General features: G+C 36.4%; 14 protein-coding genes, 1 riboswitch and 1 other annotated feature. Of the genes, 9 read left to right on the forward strand and 5 right to left on the reverse strand.

The window, feature by feature from the left end; translation table 11 throughout:
- Positions 1-177 precede the first annotated feature (177 nt).
- The 3 genes from BN2144_RS07380 to BN2144_RS07390 all read left to right on the forward strand — a co-directional run bounded on the left by BN2144_RS07380 (position 178) and on the right by BN2144_RS07390 (position 2,750).
- Positions 178-408: a hypothetical protein gene (locus BN2144_RS07380; RefSeq protein ID WP_033827603.1), complete on the forward strand. Its 231-nt coding sequence runs from the start codon at positions 178-180 to the stop codon at positions 406-408.
- 374 nt (positions 409-782) lie between these two features.
- The gene (manA, locus tag BN2144_RS07385; RefSeq protein WP_033827604.1) at positions 783-1,736 is read left to right on the forward strand and encodes a mannose-6-phosphate isomerase, class I; all 954 of its coding nucleotides are present in this window, start codon (positions 783-785) and stop codon (positions 1,734-1,736) included.
- A gap of 468 nt (positions 1,737-2,204) precedes the next feature.
- Positions 2,205-2,750: a YitT family protein gene (locus BN2144_RS07390; RefSeq protein ID WP_050632247.1), complete on the forward strand. Its 546-nt coding sequence runs from the start codon at positions 2,205-2,207 to the stop codon at positions 2,748-2,750.
- A 107-nt stretch (positions 2,751-2,857) separates the two neighbouring features.
- On the opposite strand, the gene BN2144_RS07395 is transcribed toward BN2144_RS07390, so the two are convergent.
- A complete protein-coding gene (locus BN2144_RS07395) occupies positions 2,858-3,736 on the reverse strand; it encodes a permease prefix domain 1-containing protein (RefSeq protein WP_033827606.1) in 879 nt (292 codons plus the stop codon).
- 3 nt (positions 3,737-3,739) lie between these two features.
- Positions 3,740-4,075 (reverse strand): PadR family transcriptional regulator, encoded by a 336-nt coding sequence (locus BN2144_RS07400; protein WP_033827607.1) that lies wholly within the window; start codon positions 4,073-4,075, stop codon positions 3,740-3,742.
- 319 nt (positions 4,076-4,394) lie between these two features.
- Between BN2144_RS07400 and yfcE the strand changes: the two genes are divergently transcribed.
- Positions 4,395-4,937 (forward strand): phosphodiesterase, encoded by a 543-nt coding sequence (gene yfcE, locus BN2144_RS07405; protein WP_033827608.1) that lies wholly within the window; start codon positions 4,395-4,397, stop codon positions 4,935-4,937.
- A 157-nt stretch (positions 4,938-5,094) separates the two neighbouring features.
- On the opposite strand, the gene BN2144_RS07410 is transcribed toward yfcE, so the two are convergent.
- Entirely contained in the window at positions 5,095-5,373 is a 279-nt protein-coding gene (locus BN2144_RS07410) for a Fic/DOC family N-terminal domain-containing protein (RefSeq protein ID WP_033827609.1), read from the reverse strand.
- 383 nt (positions 5,374-5,756) lie between these two features.
- On the opposite strand from BN2144_RS07410, the gene BN2144_RS07415 reads away from it, so the two are divergent.
- Positions 5,757-7,016, forward strand: a complete 1,260-nt coding sequence (locus BN2144_RS07415; protein WP_033827610.1) for a dicarboxylate/amino acid:cation symporter — start codon at positions 5,757-5,759, stop codon at positions 7,014-7,016.
- A 207-nt stretch (positions 7,017-7,223) separates the two neighbouring features.
- Here BN2144_RS07415 and BN2144_RS07420 read toward each other — a convergent pair whose 3' ends face one another.
- Both BN2144_RS07420 and BN2144_RS07425 read right to left on the reverse strand, forming a co-directional pair.
- Positions 7,224-7,649: an OsmC family protein gene (locus tag BN2144_RS07420; protein ID WP_033827611.1), complete on the reverse strand. Its 426-nt coding sequence runs from the start codon at positions 7,647-7,649 to the stop codon at positions 7,224-7,226.
- 140 nt (positions 7,650-7,789) lie between these two features.
- Positions 7,790-9,409 carry a sodium:solute symporter family protein gene (locus BN2144_RS07425; protein WP_033827612.1) on the reverse strand — a complete coding sequence of 540 codons (1,620 nt, stop codon included), beginning with the start codon at positions 9,407-9,409 and terminating at the stop codon, positions 7,790-7,792.
- Positions 9,410-9,563: 154 nt separating this feature from the next.
- Positions 9,564-9,674, reverse strand: a riboswitch (SAM riboswitch).
- 311 nt (positions 9,675-9,985) lie between these two features.
- Positions 9,986-10,255: a binding site (T-box leader), on the forward strand.
- A 104-nt stretch (positions 10,256-10,359) separates the two neighbouring features.
- Between BN2144_RS07425 and BN2144_RS07430 the strand changes: the two genes are divergently transcribed.
- The 4 genes from BN2144_RS07430 to BN2144_RS07445 all read left to right on the forward strand — a co-directional run bounded on the left by BN2144_RS07430 (position 10,360) and on the right by BN2144_RS07445 (position 14,774).
- Entirely contained in the window at positions 10,360-11,217 is an 858-nt protein-coding gene (locus BN2144_RS07430) for an SAM hydrolase/SAM-dependent halogenase family protein (RefSeq protein ID WP_033827613.1), read from the forward strand.
- Between the two features lie 340 nt (positions 11,218-11,557).
- Positions 11,558-12,115: an ECF-type riboflavin transporter substrate-binding protein gene (locus BN2144_RS07435; RefSeq protein WP_033827614.1), complete on the forward strand. Its 558-nt coding sequence runs from the start codon at positions 11,558-11,560 to the stop codon at positions 12,113-12,115.
- 90 nt (positions 12,116-12,205) lie between these two features.
- On the forward strand, positions 12,206-13,918 hold the full coding sequence (locus tag BN2144_RS07440) for an ABC transporter ATP-binding protein (protein ID WP_033827615.1): 1,713 nt from the start codon (positions 12,206-12,208) through the stop codon (positions 13,916-13,918).
- Complete coding sequence (locus BN2144_RS07445; RefSeq protein WP_033827616.1) at positions 13,908-14,774, forward strand: energy-coupling factor transporter transmembrane component T family protein; 867 nt, start codon at positions 13,908-13,910, stop codon at positions 14,772-14,774. Before BN2144_RS07440 ends, BN2144_RS07445 begins: the two co-directional genes overlap by 11 nt.
- The last annotated feature ends 88 nt before the right edge of the window (positions 14,775-14,862 follow it).

Here is a 14,862-nt window from a genome sequence, read left to right on the forward strand (position 1 = left end):
AATGGAGGTTGGTAGGGAATTTAAACAGAAGAAATGTAAGCCAATTAAATATCAGAAAATTATAATTTTACTATTGACATATTGATAAAAGTACATTATATTAATGATGAATAGAACAAATGTTCCTTTATATGAAGTTCATGTTCGGATATAATAGTTGATAGGAGATGAGGGAATATGAAGGAAAATCAAATTGAGAGTATGTTATCGCAACTAATAACAATGGTTGGTTCTATTCAGGTTGAACAAAAAGAAATAAAACAAGAGTTACTTGAGACACAACAAAATTTGCAAAAGTTAGAGTTGAAAAGTGAAGAGCGTCATCAAGAAATATTAGAACGTTTTAAGACGCTTGAAAGAGATCAAGATTTTATTTGGGAAAAAGCGTTCGAAATGAAAGGGAACTAGGGAATCTTAAAAGGCAGTTAAGTTAAAAACAAAAGTCAACGATTATCTATTTTTCCATAATAAATACGACCAACCATCATCAAATGATTTTTGACTGAAGTAAGGATAGAAAGGCTCAATGTTATTGTAAATGATTACGCGACATATTTTGAGAGCGTCAGTCAGGGCAAAATTTTTGCTGCAATGCGAGATTGGATTCCTTGCCATACATCATTATGAAATGGTGGAAATGGGAGCAGAACTAGGGTACACTAATAGGGAATGATTTCACAAAGTAATTATTTTTAAAAGAGAACGCATTCCAATTCGTGAAACGGGATTTGCTCCTCTTTTTGTTATTTTTTCTAGTGAATAAATAAAAGCAGGTGATCCAATTGTACCAAAACGAACCAATCTTTCTAGAACCAACTCTTCATGAACGAATTTGGGGAGGGGAAAAGTTAAAAACGGATTATGGCTATCCAATTCCAACGAACCACACAGGGGAGGCGTGGGTAATTTCAGCTCATCCACATGGCCCAAGTATGATAAAAAATGGTGAGCTCGCTGGTAAAACATTGCTTGATGCGTGGAATGAACATGGTGAACTTTTTAACAAAAAAAGCGATGGTGATTATCCGCTACTTGTAAAAATACTTGATGCAAATAATGATCTTTCTGTACAAGTTCATCCAAATGACGAATTTGCTCGTGAAGTAGAAGGTGTCCCTTATGGAAAAACGGAATGTTGGTACATATTAAATGCGGAGGAAAATGCCGAACTTGTTTTAGGCCATCATGCTAAAACTCATGAGGAATTTGAAACGATGGTAGATAATGGTGAGTGGGACAAGTTGTTACGCAAGGTGAAAGTGAAGGCCGGCGATTTTATTTATGTACCAAGTGGAACGATTCATGCTATCGGAAAAGGGATTGTTATTCTCGAAACACAACAAAGCTCTGACATTACGTATCGTGTATATGATTATGACCGAACGGATGCAAATGGAAATAAACGTGAACTCCATCTGGAACGATCGAAGCAAGTCGCAATGGTACCCCATAAGGACGCGGCCGTTGAACAAACAGAAGAAACATTCGGTGGTCTTGTTGAAAAGAAACTTGTGGAAGAACAATACTTTACCGTTTATCATTGGTCATTAGCAGGACTAGCTACACGTGAATTAAAAGAAGATTTCTTGCAAGTAAGTGTTGTCGAAGGGGAAGCTCGTCTTTTGATTGATGGACAAAGCTTTGACTTGAAAAAGGGAATGCACTTTATTTTGCCACAAGGAGTAAAGTCCTACGAGTTAGAAGGAAATGGAGAATTTATTGTATCCCATACGTAATGGAAGGGTGCTTTTAGGTGCATCATGATCATAAAAAGCTGGTTCTCGGTGATGGGGATTAGCTTTTTTATTTTGATGGATTTAAGTCGTTTATTTTCCTTGAATCATCTCCATAGTTGTTATAAATGGGCAATTGATGGCCATTATTTTTATGTGCCAAGAGAAAATATTCCTGAGAAATGAAAACGATATTTATGTTTTTAAAAGGAAGATGACGAAACATTTTCCTTTTTCGAATGTGGGTTGCTAGAAACACATATCCCAATTCTATGGAAAAAGACTGGAAACACGCCAGTATTTTCTATTCTTTAAGCTTTAACAAACAATCTTTTTGCAACGTCTATCAAAACGGGAAAACCCAACCAAAAGTTACCGAACACTTGTAAACGAGTTCTATTTTTTAAAAATCCTCATATAATCATATAATGTTAGTTCAATACAAATGGGGGGATTACCATTTTTGGAAGAATGGCAGCTTTAGTCATTGGTTGTTTTCTACTAGCAATCGGGATTAATGGATTTCTAGTCCCACATCATTTGCTTGACGGGGGAATAATTGGGTTGGCACTCATTTTACATTATTATTTTGATTTTCAAGCAGGTTTATGGTCCGCTTTGTTAAGTATTCCACTCATTCTTTTCGCATGGTGGAAAGACCGTACCCAATTTCACGGGAGTGTGTACGGGATGATTGTGTGTGCCATATTTATTGATTTATTGGCACCCTATCAGTTTTCTCTTCCCATTTGGTTAAGCGCCATATTAGGTGGGGGTATTTGTGGTATTGCTGTAGGGCTCATGCTTCGGTATAAGACAAGCACGGGTGGGACAGACTTAATTGCTTATTTTATTGCAAAAGTGACGCCACTAAATATTGGGTTAATTATTGCTTTACTAGATGGATTTATTATTTTACTTGGTTACCAAACACTTGGGTTACAGAGTGTGATGTATTCAAGCATTACCATTTTAATCGCGGGCATCTTTGCAAATATTTGTTATGAAGGTTTTTAATAAAAATATGAAAAATCGAAAAAGGTAGTCAAAAGTTGATGTTTTAAGAAAAAATGAAAAGTACAGCATAAAAATATAGTAAAACAGCGGAGAGTCCCCCCGCTGAATTAATTTTTAGCAACCATCCGATATTCAATTAATATTTCTGCCACGATGGCAAAAGGAAATACAAATAACGCGTACTTTAATGAAGTTAATAGCCAAATGAGACCAAACACAGTAAAGGCCCCGACCCAAAGTGCACCAGAAAGCAATCCTCTTTTTTCATTCTGTTCTGGATTACTGTATTTATTTGCATAATGGCTCATTTCTATTTTATACAACTCCATAATCCACGGTTTGTAACGTTTTTTCTCTGTAAGAATTAGGACTGAAAGAACAGCTAATGCTGGAATAACAAATGGAATGAATATGCCAAGAACTTCGACCCATGTATGACCATCTAAAAAATAATGAGAGATAGAAATGGTTACTCCAAAAAGAACGGATGCAGTGGCGATTGCATAAATCAACGCGCGTTTCCATGACATTGGGTACAAACGTGATGTTTCTTGTGTCAGACCTAAGAAAACAAACAATGCGCCGGCAGGTACGACAAAAGGTAATAAACTTGAAATTGCAGGGAAAATATTGTTTGTTGAGAAATAAGTAATAAGACATGTAATGATACCAAAGATAAGCACACTACCAGCAAGCGTATAGCCAATTGCATGTTTCATTCCAATCTTTCTATCTTTTTCAATATACATTTCGCCAATTAATTCATTTCGCTTTTGTTTACTAATTTCATCTGCAATGGATGTTATGTCTCCAAGTTCAGCAATCGCCTTTGTAAAAGCAGTTTTCGTGTCTAACCCTTTATTCTCAAGATCGTTAATTCTTGCTTGTAAGTTTGATGTGATTTCCTCTTTAAAGTCGTTTAGTTCCGCTGTTTCTTCATAACCATTGAACAAATCATCTATATACTTATTAATGTTTGTATTCAATTTTTATTCCTCCTCCAATAATTTATTTAATATTTGTTGTGTAAATTCCCAATCAATTTTATTTTGTCGATAACGTTTTATCCCTTTGTCAGTAATGCTGTAGTATTTCCTCCGTCCACCTTGTGTTTCGTCACCCCAATAAGCTATGATACAACCATCTTTTTCTAGCCTTTTATAGCTCGAATATAGTGTGGCTTCTTTTAATTGATAAAGCCCATCGGTTTTGTCAATAATCGTCTTATATATTTCATATCCATAATTATCGCCTTTCATTAAAATTCCGAGGACAATTGTATCCGTATGGCCCCGAAGTAAATCAGCAGATACTTTTCCATCCATGTTGTCACCTCTAGTATAGTACTATTATTGTCCAATTACTTTAAATATATAGTACTATATCTATCATAGTAATTCAAGACATAAATTTAAAAAAGACAAACTCATGAATATACATGGTTAAGTAAAAGTTAAGCAGATAAGTTCTTCTTTTGATGAAAGGGAGAATGTAGGTAGTGCCAAGAAGTGAGGCAGAATAGATTCATGTGTTCATCTTTTTTACATATTTGAATTAACGATGTTAGAGATACAGAAAATCTTAAGTTCCCAATGCTTTTACGCTATAATAAATGTAACTTTACGGAATTAGGAGGTAGGAAAAATGAAATTAGGTTTTATTAGTGATACACATGGAGGTTATGACAATACCGTTCAGGCACTCGAGTACTTAAAAGATTGTGAGCAAATTATCCATGTTGGAGATGTCCTTTATCATGGTCCTCGAAATGACATTCCAGCTACATATGATCCGAAAAAATTAACAGAACTCCTCCAAGGACGCGAAGATATCGTCTATGTACGCGGGAATTGTGATGCAGATGTTGATGAAATGGTTCTTGAACATGACCTTTCACAAAAGTCACGGGTAATAGATTTTGATCATGTTCGTTTCTATATCATTCATGGTTATGAAGAAACAGAGGAAGAACGTATTGCACAGGCAAAAGAACTTGGTTGCCGGGTAGTAGTTTCAGGACATACGCATGTAAAAGTACTAAAAGAGCGTGATGGCATCATTTTATTAAACCCAGGCAGCACAACAATTCCGAAAGATCGGACAAGCTCGTTCGCTGTGTATGAGAATGGAAAAATAGAGCTTCGTCATTTAGAAAATGGAGAAATGTTGAAAGCCTTGGAAGTATAAGGTTTTTATTTACCGAGAAGGACGATTAAAAACGGAATAGGATAGCCACAAAGTTTCATGTGTAAAAGTGATTTACGTGTTTTGCGGAGGACAATTGAAAATGGGGATTTCCGACAAGAAGGAATCCCCAAAAATCCACTTTAATTCTCTCATATCCTTATTCAAATGTCTTTTGGTAATTATTTACTTCACGTACTTTCCATCGAGGGTTTTTATTGTTTTTTTCCTTGACCATATCAGAAAAGGTAACTTGAGTTCTCTCAATTCTAGTAGATTCAACAGATTCACTTAAAGATAAAATTTGAACGAAGGCATCACTGACAATAGAATAATTAAACTTTTCTTCTAAACGGCCCAACTTATTCCTAACAGTTGGTAACAGTGCTAATATTCTTAGTGCATCTTCTGTAGTTACAGAAATTGGAAGTTTCCCCAAAACCTGTTATCGGCAAAATACCTCCCTTTTTGAAAAAAATGAGTTAATCTAGGGGCTTACTTTAATTAAAGGGTGGCATTTATAAAAAATTGAGTTTATATTACTAATATGTAAGAAGGTGCGAAAAGTAAACACTGATATATATGAGAATCCCACTATCAAAAGTGAGATTCATCAATTTCAATTAAACGTTTGATTGAATTGTGCACAAGTAATTGCTATGCTTGTTTTTATAAAAAAGTGCATCGCCTAATTTCGACTATTTTCTCGGAAATATTACATTCCTTTAACACTGAAAAAAAACTAACGACAGGATGACGAGGTTATTATATAATATGGCTTGTGAGATTTTGTATAAACAAGAATAGAAGAGGGTGAACAACTTGGCGAAGTTGTTAAAAAATTATAGATCCACAGTGATTCTTCTTTTCGCCATTATTATTGGTGGGATTGCAGGGATTATTTTTGGACAAGATACAGCAGTCGTAAAGCCTTTTGGGGATTTATTTTTAAATTTAATGTTTATGATGATTGTACCACTCGTATTCTTTAGTGTAGCTTCAGCGATTGCCAATATTGGTGAAATGAAGCGGCTAGGGAAAATTATGGGTGCAATTTTGCTTGTCTTTTTTGCAACGGCCATGATTTCAGCAATTATAGGATTTATCGGAATTCGAGTTTATGACCCGTTAAAAGGTGTTGATACATCAGCGATAATGAATATGATGAAAACGCCTGATGCTAGTCAATCGACTGAAGATTTATCGATACTTGATCAATTAGTGAAAACTTTCACTGTTTCTGACTTTTCATTACTATTTTCGAAAAGTAATATGCTTCAGTTAATTGTATTTTCCATTCTTTTTGGGTTAGCAACAGCAATGGTGGGTGAAAAGGGAAAACCACTTGCCACATTGTTATCTTCAGGTACAGCAATTATGATGAATGTTGTAAAAATTGTTATGTACTATGCACCAATTGGGTTAGGATGTTATTTTGCAACGATTATTGGTGAATTAGGTCCACAAATTTTAAGTGGGTATGCGAGGGTATTTGTGCTTTATATTGGAATAACGATTTTGTACTTCTTTGGGTTCTTCACACTATATGCGTTTATTGCTGGTGGGAAAAACGGAATTCGCATCTTTTGGAAAAATGCGGTTACCCCATCTGTCACAGCGATTGCAACTTGTTCGAGTGCAGCCTGTATTCCTGTTAACCTCGCTGCCGTAAAAGATATGGGTGTACCAAATGATATTGCTGAGACAATTGTTCCACTAGGTGCGAATACACATAAAGATGGATCTGTGTTTGGCGGTGTCTTTAAAATTGTTTTCTTATTCCTTTTATTTGGAAAAGATATGACAAGTATGTCGAGTATTTTAAGCATTATCGGTGTTGCATTCCTCGTCGGTGCGGTTATGGGGGCAATTCCGAGTGGTGGGATGATCGGTGAAATGTTAATTTTAAGTGTGTTCGGTTTTCCACCTGAAGTTCTTCCAGTTATTGCTGTTATTAGTACGATTATTGATGCACCAGCTACTTTACTAAACTCAACTGGAAACACTGTTTGTGGCATGTTGGTCGCTCGTCTTATTGAAGGAAAAGACTGGTTGAAAAAGAGTGTAACAGTGAAGGTTTGATGTCTAGAATGGTTTTAAGTAATCATGGAAATTTCCTGTTGGAGTCAATTGAACGAACGATAAATGGATTAAAAAAAGCAATCATAGGAAAGTTCTATGGTTGCTTTTTTGACGGGATAAAAATCGTATTATTTTTAATGATATGAACATAAAAGAAGCGGGAGAATTAGTTAACAGTTCCTGCTGAATTATTCTTTTGTAAAAGGTTTATAAATACGCTACTTTGTTTTCTCCATTTAATGTATAACTAATTGCAAAGGTCGAATGAAGCGTATGTGCAACAGAGCAATATTTTTCATGAGTAAGTGTAATTGCCCGCTCTAGCTTTCCCTTTGGTACATTGCCTTCTAATATATAGTGAATATCAATCTTCGTGAATGGTTTTGGTTCGATTTCTGCCCGATGACCATTTAACTCAATGAAAAAGTTAGTTGGTTTCAGACGCATTTTTTGTAATATTGATATGAAATAAATCCCTGTACAGCCAGCAAGTGAATATAAAAGTATCTCCATTGGTCGGCTACCCGCGTTTTTGCCACCCATTTCTTCTGAGCCGTCGATTTTTATTTCATATCCGGTTGATGTTATACCAGAAAAAGAAATATCGTTATTCCATTGTAATTTTGCTTTCATCTTTGCCCTCCTTACTTGGTTAATATATAAGTATGAATTTTCTGCTTTCCTATACGCAAAAGTACAACTACGGATCTACATGCGCTTCAATTCTCTTTTGTCTTGAGTTTTCTTTATTGCGCTATACTTTTTCCGTAAAACTAAATATGTTGGATCATGGATACTTCATGTGTTTTTTCTTCCACCGGTCTAATGAATCTAATGATAGAAATATAGTAACTGATTACCGCGATAAAGATGAATAACCCGCTTAACCCGTTATTATAAAAGGTGTCAAAGAAGATAACATTTAACCCTGTGAAAATGATACTTGAGATGAATGCGAGATAGCCAAATTTCGCATTTTTTCCCGTTTGTAAAAACCATTTGGCCTTCTTATCAGCTAAAGTTACGAGAATGATTGTAATAATATTTATTGTACTGCCTACCCAGACTGGATGAATATTGATGAAAAAATCATTTGGCTGCCATCCGCCAAGATGATACCAAAGTAGACCACTAGAAAATCCGGTTAGTAATGAAGCAACCACTGCTTTTCTCGTGACAACTGGCCAAAAAAGAGCAGCAATGACTGGTGCAAAAGTTGCTCCATTACGTATCGTCCATGCAAACACATTCCACCATGCTGATTGTTCTGTTCGCAGCATACCGAAACCAACCATGAGTACCGTTAAAAGAAGTAAAGACCACTTTGTATAGTTAATTAGCTGAGACTCGGTTGCTTGTGGATTGACTGCACGCCCAAAGTCGCGCCCAAGGCTTGTGGCACCAGAAAATTGGCAAGGAGCTCCCCATCCGAGTGCACATGCCCATACACCTAGGAAAAATAACCCGACAAATGGAGCAGGTAAAACAGTCATTAAATACTGTGGAATGGCAACTAACCCTTTTTGTGCATCCGGGACAACAATTGCAGCGGCGATTCCAAATAAGACGCCACATAAAATAAATGGAATAGCTAGAAACCCTGCAATGATCATTCCTTTCTGACTTTCCTCTGGAGTTTTCGAGGATAATGCCATTTGAAAAGCGGCTTGTGCAAGGATAATATTGACAAAGAACGTACCAAACCAAGCGACAATTACTTGTAAACCAACACTATTCAAGTCAAACATAATTGGATTTTCAAGAGCGTATATTTTAAGTCCATGGAACCCTGGGTTAATAAAAAACGCGACGACACCGATAATAAACATGGTTATAAAGAGAATCATATTAATAGTTTGTGTAAAAGCAATGGACCACATTCCACCACCTTGTAAGTAGATAAATAATAGAATGGCAGTGATGGCAACTGAAAAAGTAAGAGATAAACCTGTAAAAACATGGATGGCGGATGCAAAGGCAATTGCTGTAGCGACAGACCACATTGGAAAAGCAAAAGCAGTGATGAGACTTGATATTCCAAGTGCAATTCGACCAAATTTTTCCCCAATTAAACTCGTTACAGTAACAAGCATCTTTTTTCGAAACGGACCAATAATGAGAAAGGCAATAATAAAAATTTGTGCCATTTCGCTAACACCATACCATATGGCGGATATCCCCGATAAATAAGACAGTTCTAGTATTGAAATATAGGTAGAACCAGAAAACAAACCGGTTATACAGAAAGCTACAATCCAGCGATTAAAGTTTCTTCCTGCAACAAAATAATTTCCAGCCTTTGTAGACTTTCTTTTCGCAAATTGACCAGCAATAATGAGTGTTATCGTATAACCAATAGCAAGGATTAGTATCCAAAATCCATCAACATTCATCAATCATTCTCCTTTTCACTTAATTTAATAAAACAACTATGTTTAGTCGGAATCATAGGTGCTGCCGCCTTCTAATCAAAATAGAGAACATGGCAAATAAAAAAACCTCTTCCAACTAAGAAGAGGTTAAATATCATAATAAATGATGATCCTCTTCTTATCTTTCAAACAGAAAAACTGCTTGATGGATTTGGCACAGTACTCAAGTAAGAGCCCGCTGCCGAGGTTTCAAAGGGCCATTTCCCTCCACCTCTCTCAATAAGAAGTTCAGATTATGAAGTTGTATTTAATGTAAATTATATTGGGAATCTTGTCAACATTATTTTTAAAAAGTGATGATATGTATTGTGATTTTACTAGGCTATTAACGGTAAAGAATAAGATTTTATGAAAAATGGAGATACATTAACAAATAAACTGTGGCATGTGAATTGAATTATCACAAAAAAATAGAAATAAAGTATACTGTTGTCTACTTCGAAAAATTTTAAGTAATGTAAAATTTAATTGTTGACATTTTAGAATTAATGCCTATAATAAAAAATATCAGATATCCAAAATTATATAAATAATTTAACAAAGACGTTGATAGGGGAAAGTAAGATTTTATCGTTTTTCACAGAGAGCTTCTGTAGCTGAAAAGAGGCAAAAACAGAAATCTGAACAATGGCTCTTGAGTTGCGTGCTGAACATAGTTTTTACTATTAGTAGGTTCCGCCGAGTTCGGTCCTCGTTACAAAGACCACAGTATCATGGCAAAGATGCCGTCGTACTGATTAAGGCTGTATTGTGTGAACATATAGCGAATTAAGGTGGTACCACGTGAATATAAACCACGTCCTTATCGTAGTAGATAAGGACGTGGTTTTTTTAATGCAATTTTTAAATCGCGCGAATGAAATGAATCCTCTCTGGCCAAGGGGAAAATTTTATTAACTGGAGGAATTTGTATGTCAGAATGTTTAGTAATTCAAACGGATTTTGGTGTTAGTGATGGTGCAGTAGCGGCAATGTATGGTGTGGCTATTAGTGTGAGTAAAGATTTACGAATTTTTGATTTGACCCATGATATTCCCCAATACAATATTTGGGATGCATCCTATCGATTATTTCAGACGATTTCGTATTGGCCTGAAAATACGGTGTTTATTTCCGTTGTTGATCCAGGAGTTGGTTCAGAGCGGAAAAGTATTGTAGTGAAAACGAAGAGTAATCACTATATTGTCACTCCAGATAACGGAACCGTTACACATATTCAAAAATTTATTGGAATTGATGAAGTGAGAGAAATCGATGAAACGGTGAATCGTCTACCGAATTCCGGACATTCTTATACATTTCATGGCCGCGACGTTTATGCATATACCGGAGCAAGATTAGCATCAGGGAAAATTCATTTTCAAGATGTAGGTCCTGTTTTAAATCCCACTGACTTAGTTCAGTTACCATTAACAGAAGCTGTCTTCGAGCAAGGAATCATTAGTGGAACAATTGATGTTCTCGATATCCGATTTGGGAACCTATGGACGAATATTAGTCGGGAGTTATTCTTACAATTAGATGTAAAATACGGGAATACATTTGAAGTGACGATTGAAAATTCTACTCGTCAAGTGTATAAAAACATTATGACATTTGGTCGTTCGTTTGCGGACAGTCATTTAGGGGAGCCATTGCTTTTTGTAAACTCATTGGACAATATCGGTGTTGCGATTAACCAAGGCTCTTTTGCGAATGCATATCATGTTGAATCTGGACTGAATTGGAAAATTCATATTCGGAAAGTAGTTGATATTAGTTATAATTGATAGCATATGAGGTTTTAGTTTTTCTATAAACCGAAAAAGCTAGTAATTTCGAGAAAATGGGGTTATAGGATTAACTCTAAGAACAGAAAAAGTGAGGAATTACGAAAAAACGGCCTTATAGAACGCCTCTATGAATCGAACGAGGAATCAAGAAAAACCAGGCTTTTAGACCATTTTTATCCATTTAAAAAGCGAGAAATCTGAAAACTAGCATATTAGAAGTATTTATCACGCAAAAAGCATAAGACAACATTCACTGTTCATCGAGCGAGTCTTCTGGGCAGTCATCACACCTAACCTCTCGCTTCTATAAAAAAGGAAATAAAAGGAGAGCTATAAAATGAAAAAACAAACTTTGTCTGTTCGTACGATTGTTGCCATCGGTATTGGCGCGGCTGTATTCGTAATTTTAGGTCGGTTTTCATCAATACCGACCGGGATTCCAAACACGAATATTGAAGTAACCTATGCATTTTTAGCATTAATGGCTGTCATTTTCGGGCCTGTGGCAGGGGGACTTATTGGTCTCATCGGGCATGCCTTAAAAGATTTAATATTCTACGGGTCAATTTGGTGGAGCTGGGTTGTAGTTAGTTTATTTGTTGGTTTTGTGTTTGGACTTGTTTCGAAAAAGATCGACATCGAATCAGGTGTATTTAATAAGAAAAAAATCGCCTCATTTAATGTTGTTCAAGTCATTGCTCAAGCAATCGGTTGGTTCGCCATAGCCCCAACGTTAGACATTTTAATTTATGCAGAGCCGGCAAATAAAGTATACTTACAAGGTATAAGCATTGGTATTTCAAATATGGTAGTTGTCGGAGTGTTAGGTACTCTACTACTTGCTCTTTACGCAAAAACACGTACGAAAAAAGGGAGCCTAGATATTGATGCATAAATGAAATAAGGTCCTTAGGATAAAATGCTTTTTAAGCCACAGAAAGCAACAACTTAACAACAAAGCAAAATGTTTTGCAGGAGAAGAATCATGAAAAAACCAGTAATTGAATTCAAAAACTTCTATTTCAAATACGATAGTCAAAAGAAACCGTCCGTAAAAAATATTAATCTGACAATCTATGAAGGGGAAAAAGTGTTAATCGTTGGGCCGTCCGGATCTGGAAAAAGCACCATTGGTCATTGTATCAATGGGCTTATTCCATTTTCTTACAAGGGAGACATCCAAGGCTCGCTAAAAATTTTAGGACAGGATACGCAAGAGCTAAATATCTTTTCGCTATCTAAAATGGTCGGAACGGTATTACAAGACCCGGATGGCCAGTTTATTGGTTTATCCGTAGGGGAAGACATCGCCTTTGCTCTCGAAAATGATTGTAGACCACAACTAGAAATGGTGGGCACTGTTAAAGAAGTTGCGACTATGGTTGATATGGACAATTACCTTGATGCTTCTGTTCATCACTTATCTGGAGGACAGAAGCAGCGGGTTTCCTTAGCAGGTGTGATGGTTGATCAAGTGGATATTCTTCTTTTTGACGAACCGTTAGCAAATTTGGACCCAGCAACAGGAAAACATGCAATCCATTTAATTGATCAAATTCAAAAAGAGACGAACACAACAGTTGTTATAATCGAACATCGGTTAGAAGATGTCCTTTACCGCCATGTCGACCGGATTATCGTTGTGGACGGAGGAGAAATTATTGCGGATGGAGATCCGAATAAATTGTTATCAACAGATACGTTAGAGCAAGTGAAAATTCGTGAACCGCTTTATTTGAAGGCAGTAAAATATGCTGGAGGAACAGTCACAGCTAGAAGTTACCCAGCCGATTTTTCCCGCTTTCACACAGATCTTTTTCGTGAATCTATAAAACAATGGTATGACGAAGTAGAGATACGAGAGGTGCCGCTTGATACAGAGCCAATTCTGGAGCTAAAAAATATTGCGTTCGGCTACTCTCCTGAAAAGGAGACGATTCATGATATTTCTTTTTCTATCAAAAAAGGGGAAATGGTGAGCGTTGTTGGAAAAAATGGTGCGGGTAAATCGACCATTTCAAAACTCATTTGTGGCTTTGAAAAACCAACCTCAGGGAATATTCTATTTGCAGGGCAAGATATTACAGATGAGACGATTGCTGAGCGGTCTTTAAAAATAGGGATGGTGTTACAAAATCCAAACCATATGATTTCAAAACATATGATCGTTGATGAAGTAGCGCTGGGGCTTGTTGCACGTGGACTATCTGAAGAGGAAATGAAGGAGCGGGTGGAGGAAGCACTGAAGATTTGTGGTCTTTATCCATACCGGAATTGGCCGATTTCTGCGCTAAGTTTTGGGCAAAAGAAACGGGTGACCATAGCGTCTATTCTTGTTTTGCAACCAGATCTCATTATATTGGATGAACCGACTGCCGGACAAGATTATCGCCATTATACAGATATTATGGAGTTTTTAGTTGAATTGAATCGAAAGGGCTACACAATCATAATGATTACCCATGATATGCATTTAATGTTGGAGTATACAGACCGGGCGATTGTGTTGTGTGATGGAAAAAAGATTGCTGAGGGGCGTAGTATTGATATTTTATCGGATGGACAATTAATCGAACAGGCGAATTTGAAGGAGACTTCATTATTTGAGTTAGCGGAACGTGTTGGCTTTTCCAATCCTATTAAGTTTGTTGAACGGTTTATTGCCTTTGATCGTGGGGTGAGAGAGCATGGCGAATGAGATGTTGTCCTATATTCAACGGACGTCTGCGATTCACCAATTAACAGGTGCGACGAAGTTAATTTGCTTTTTATTATGGTCGTTTGCTGCAATGCTTACCTATGACACTCGGATTCTCTTATTCTTGTTTGTTTTAAGTATCATCATTTTTTATATTTCTAAAATAAAGTTGCGTGACATTTTTGTTGTTCTTGTATTTATTCTCGTTTTCTTACTCATTAATAATATTGCTATCTATATTTTTTCGCCACAAGAAGGTGTGAAAATTTATGGATCTAGTCATGTTCTGTTCGAAATTGGTGGGAGATACAATGTTACTTTGGAACAACTCTTTTACCAACTGAATATAACGTTAAAATATTTTACTGTTATTCCTGCGGCTTTACTATTTATTGTGACGACTCATCCGAGTGAATTTGCGGCTTCACTGAATCGAATTGGTGTTAGTTATCGGATTGCCTATTCGGTGTCGCTTGCACTTCGGTATATTCCTGACGTGCAAAGGGATTTTCGAAATATAGCGAAGGCACAACAAGCACGCGGATTAGATATGTCCAAAAAAGCTTCCCTTGGTAAACGAATCAAAAACGCATCATTCATTTTGGCTCCACTAATTTTGTCTAGTTTAGATAAAATTGAGGTTATTAGTAATGCGATGGAACTGCGCGGTTTTGGGAAAAAGAAAAAACGCACTTGGTATAATGCAAGGCCTTTTCAACGGAGAGACTATATGGCGATTGCGCTTTTTGTTGTTATTCTAGCCGTGACTATGTTTGTTATGGTTCAAAATGGGAGCCGCTTTTATAATCCGTGGACTCCAATTAGTAAAAGGTCGATCATTTGGGGGATCGTTTAATCTTTAGGGTAGGATTACCCGCATGTGAATAAAGATACTTGATGAAAAAGGTTTGATTGTTTTTTGTGGAATTAGGAAAGAATACGAT

It is taken from the genome of Bacillus andreraoultii, from assembly GCF_001244735.1.
In the GTDB taxonomy this organism is placed as follows: domain Bacteria; phylum Bacillota; class Bacilli; order Bacillales; family Caldibacillaceae; genus Caldifermentibacillus; species Caldifermentibacillus andreraoultii.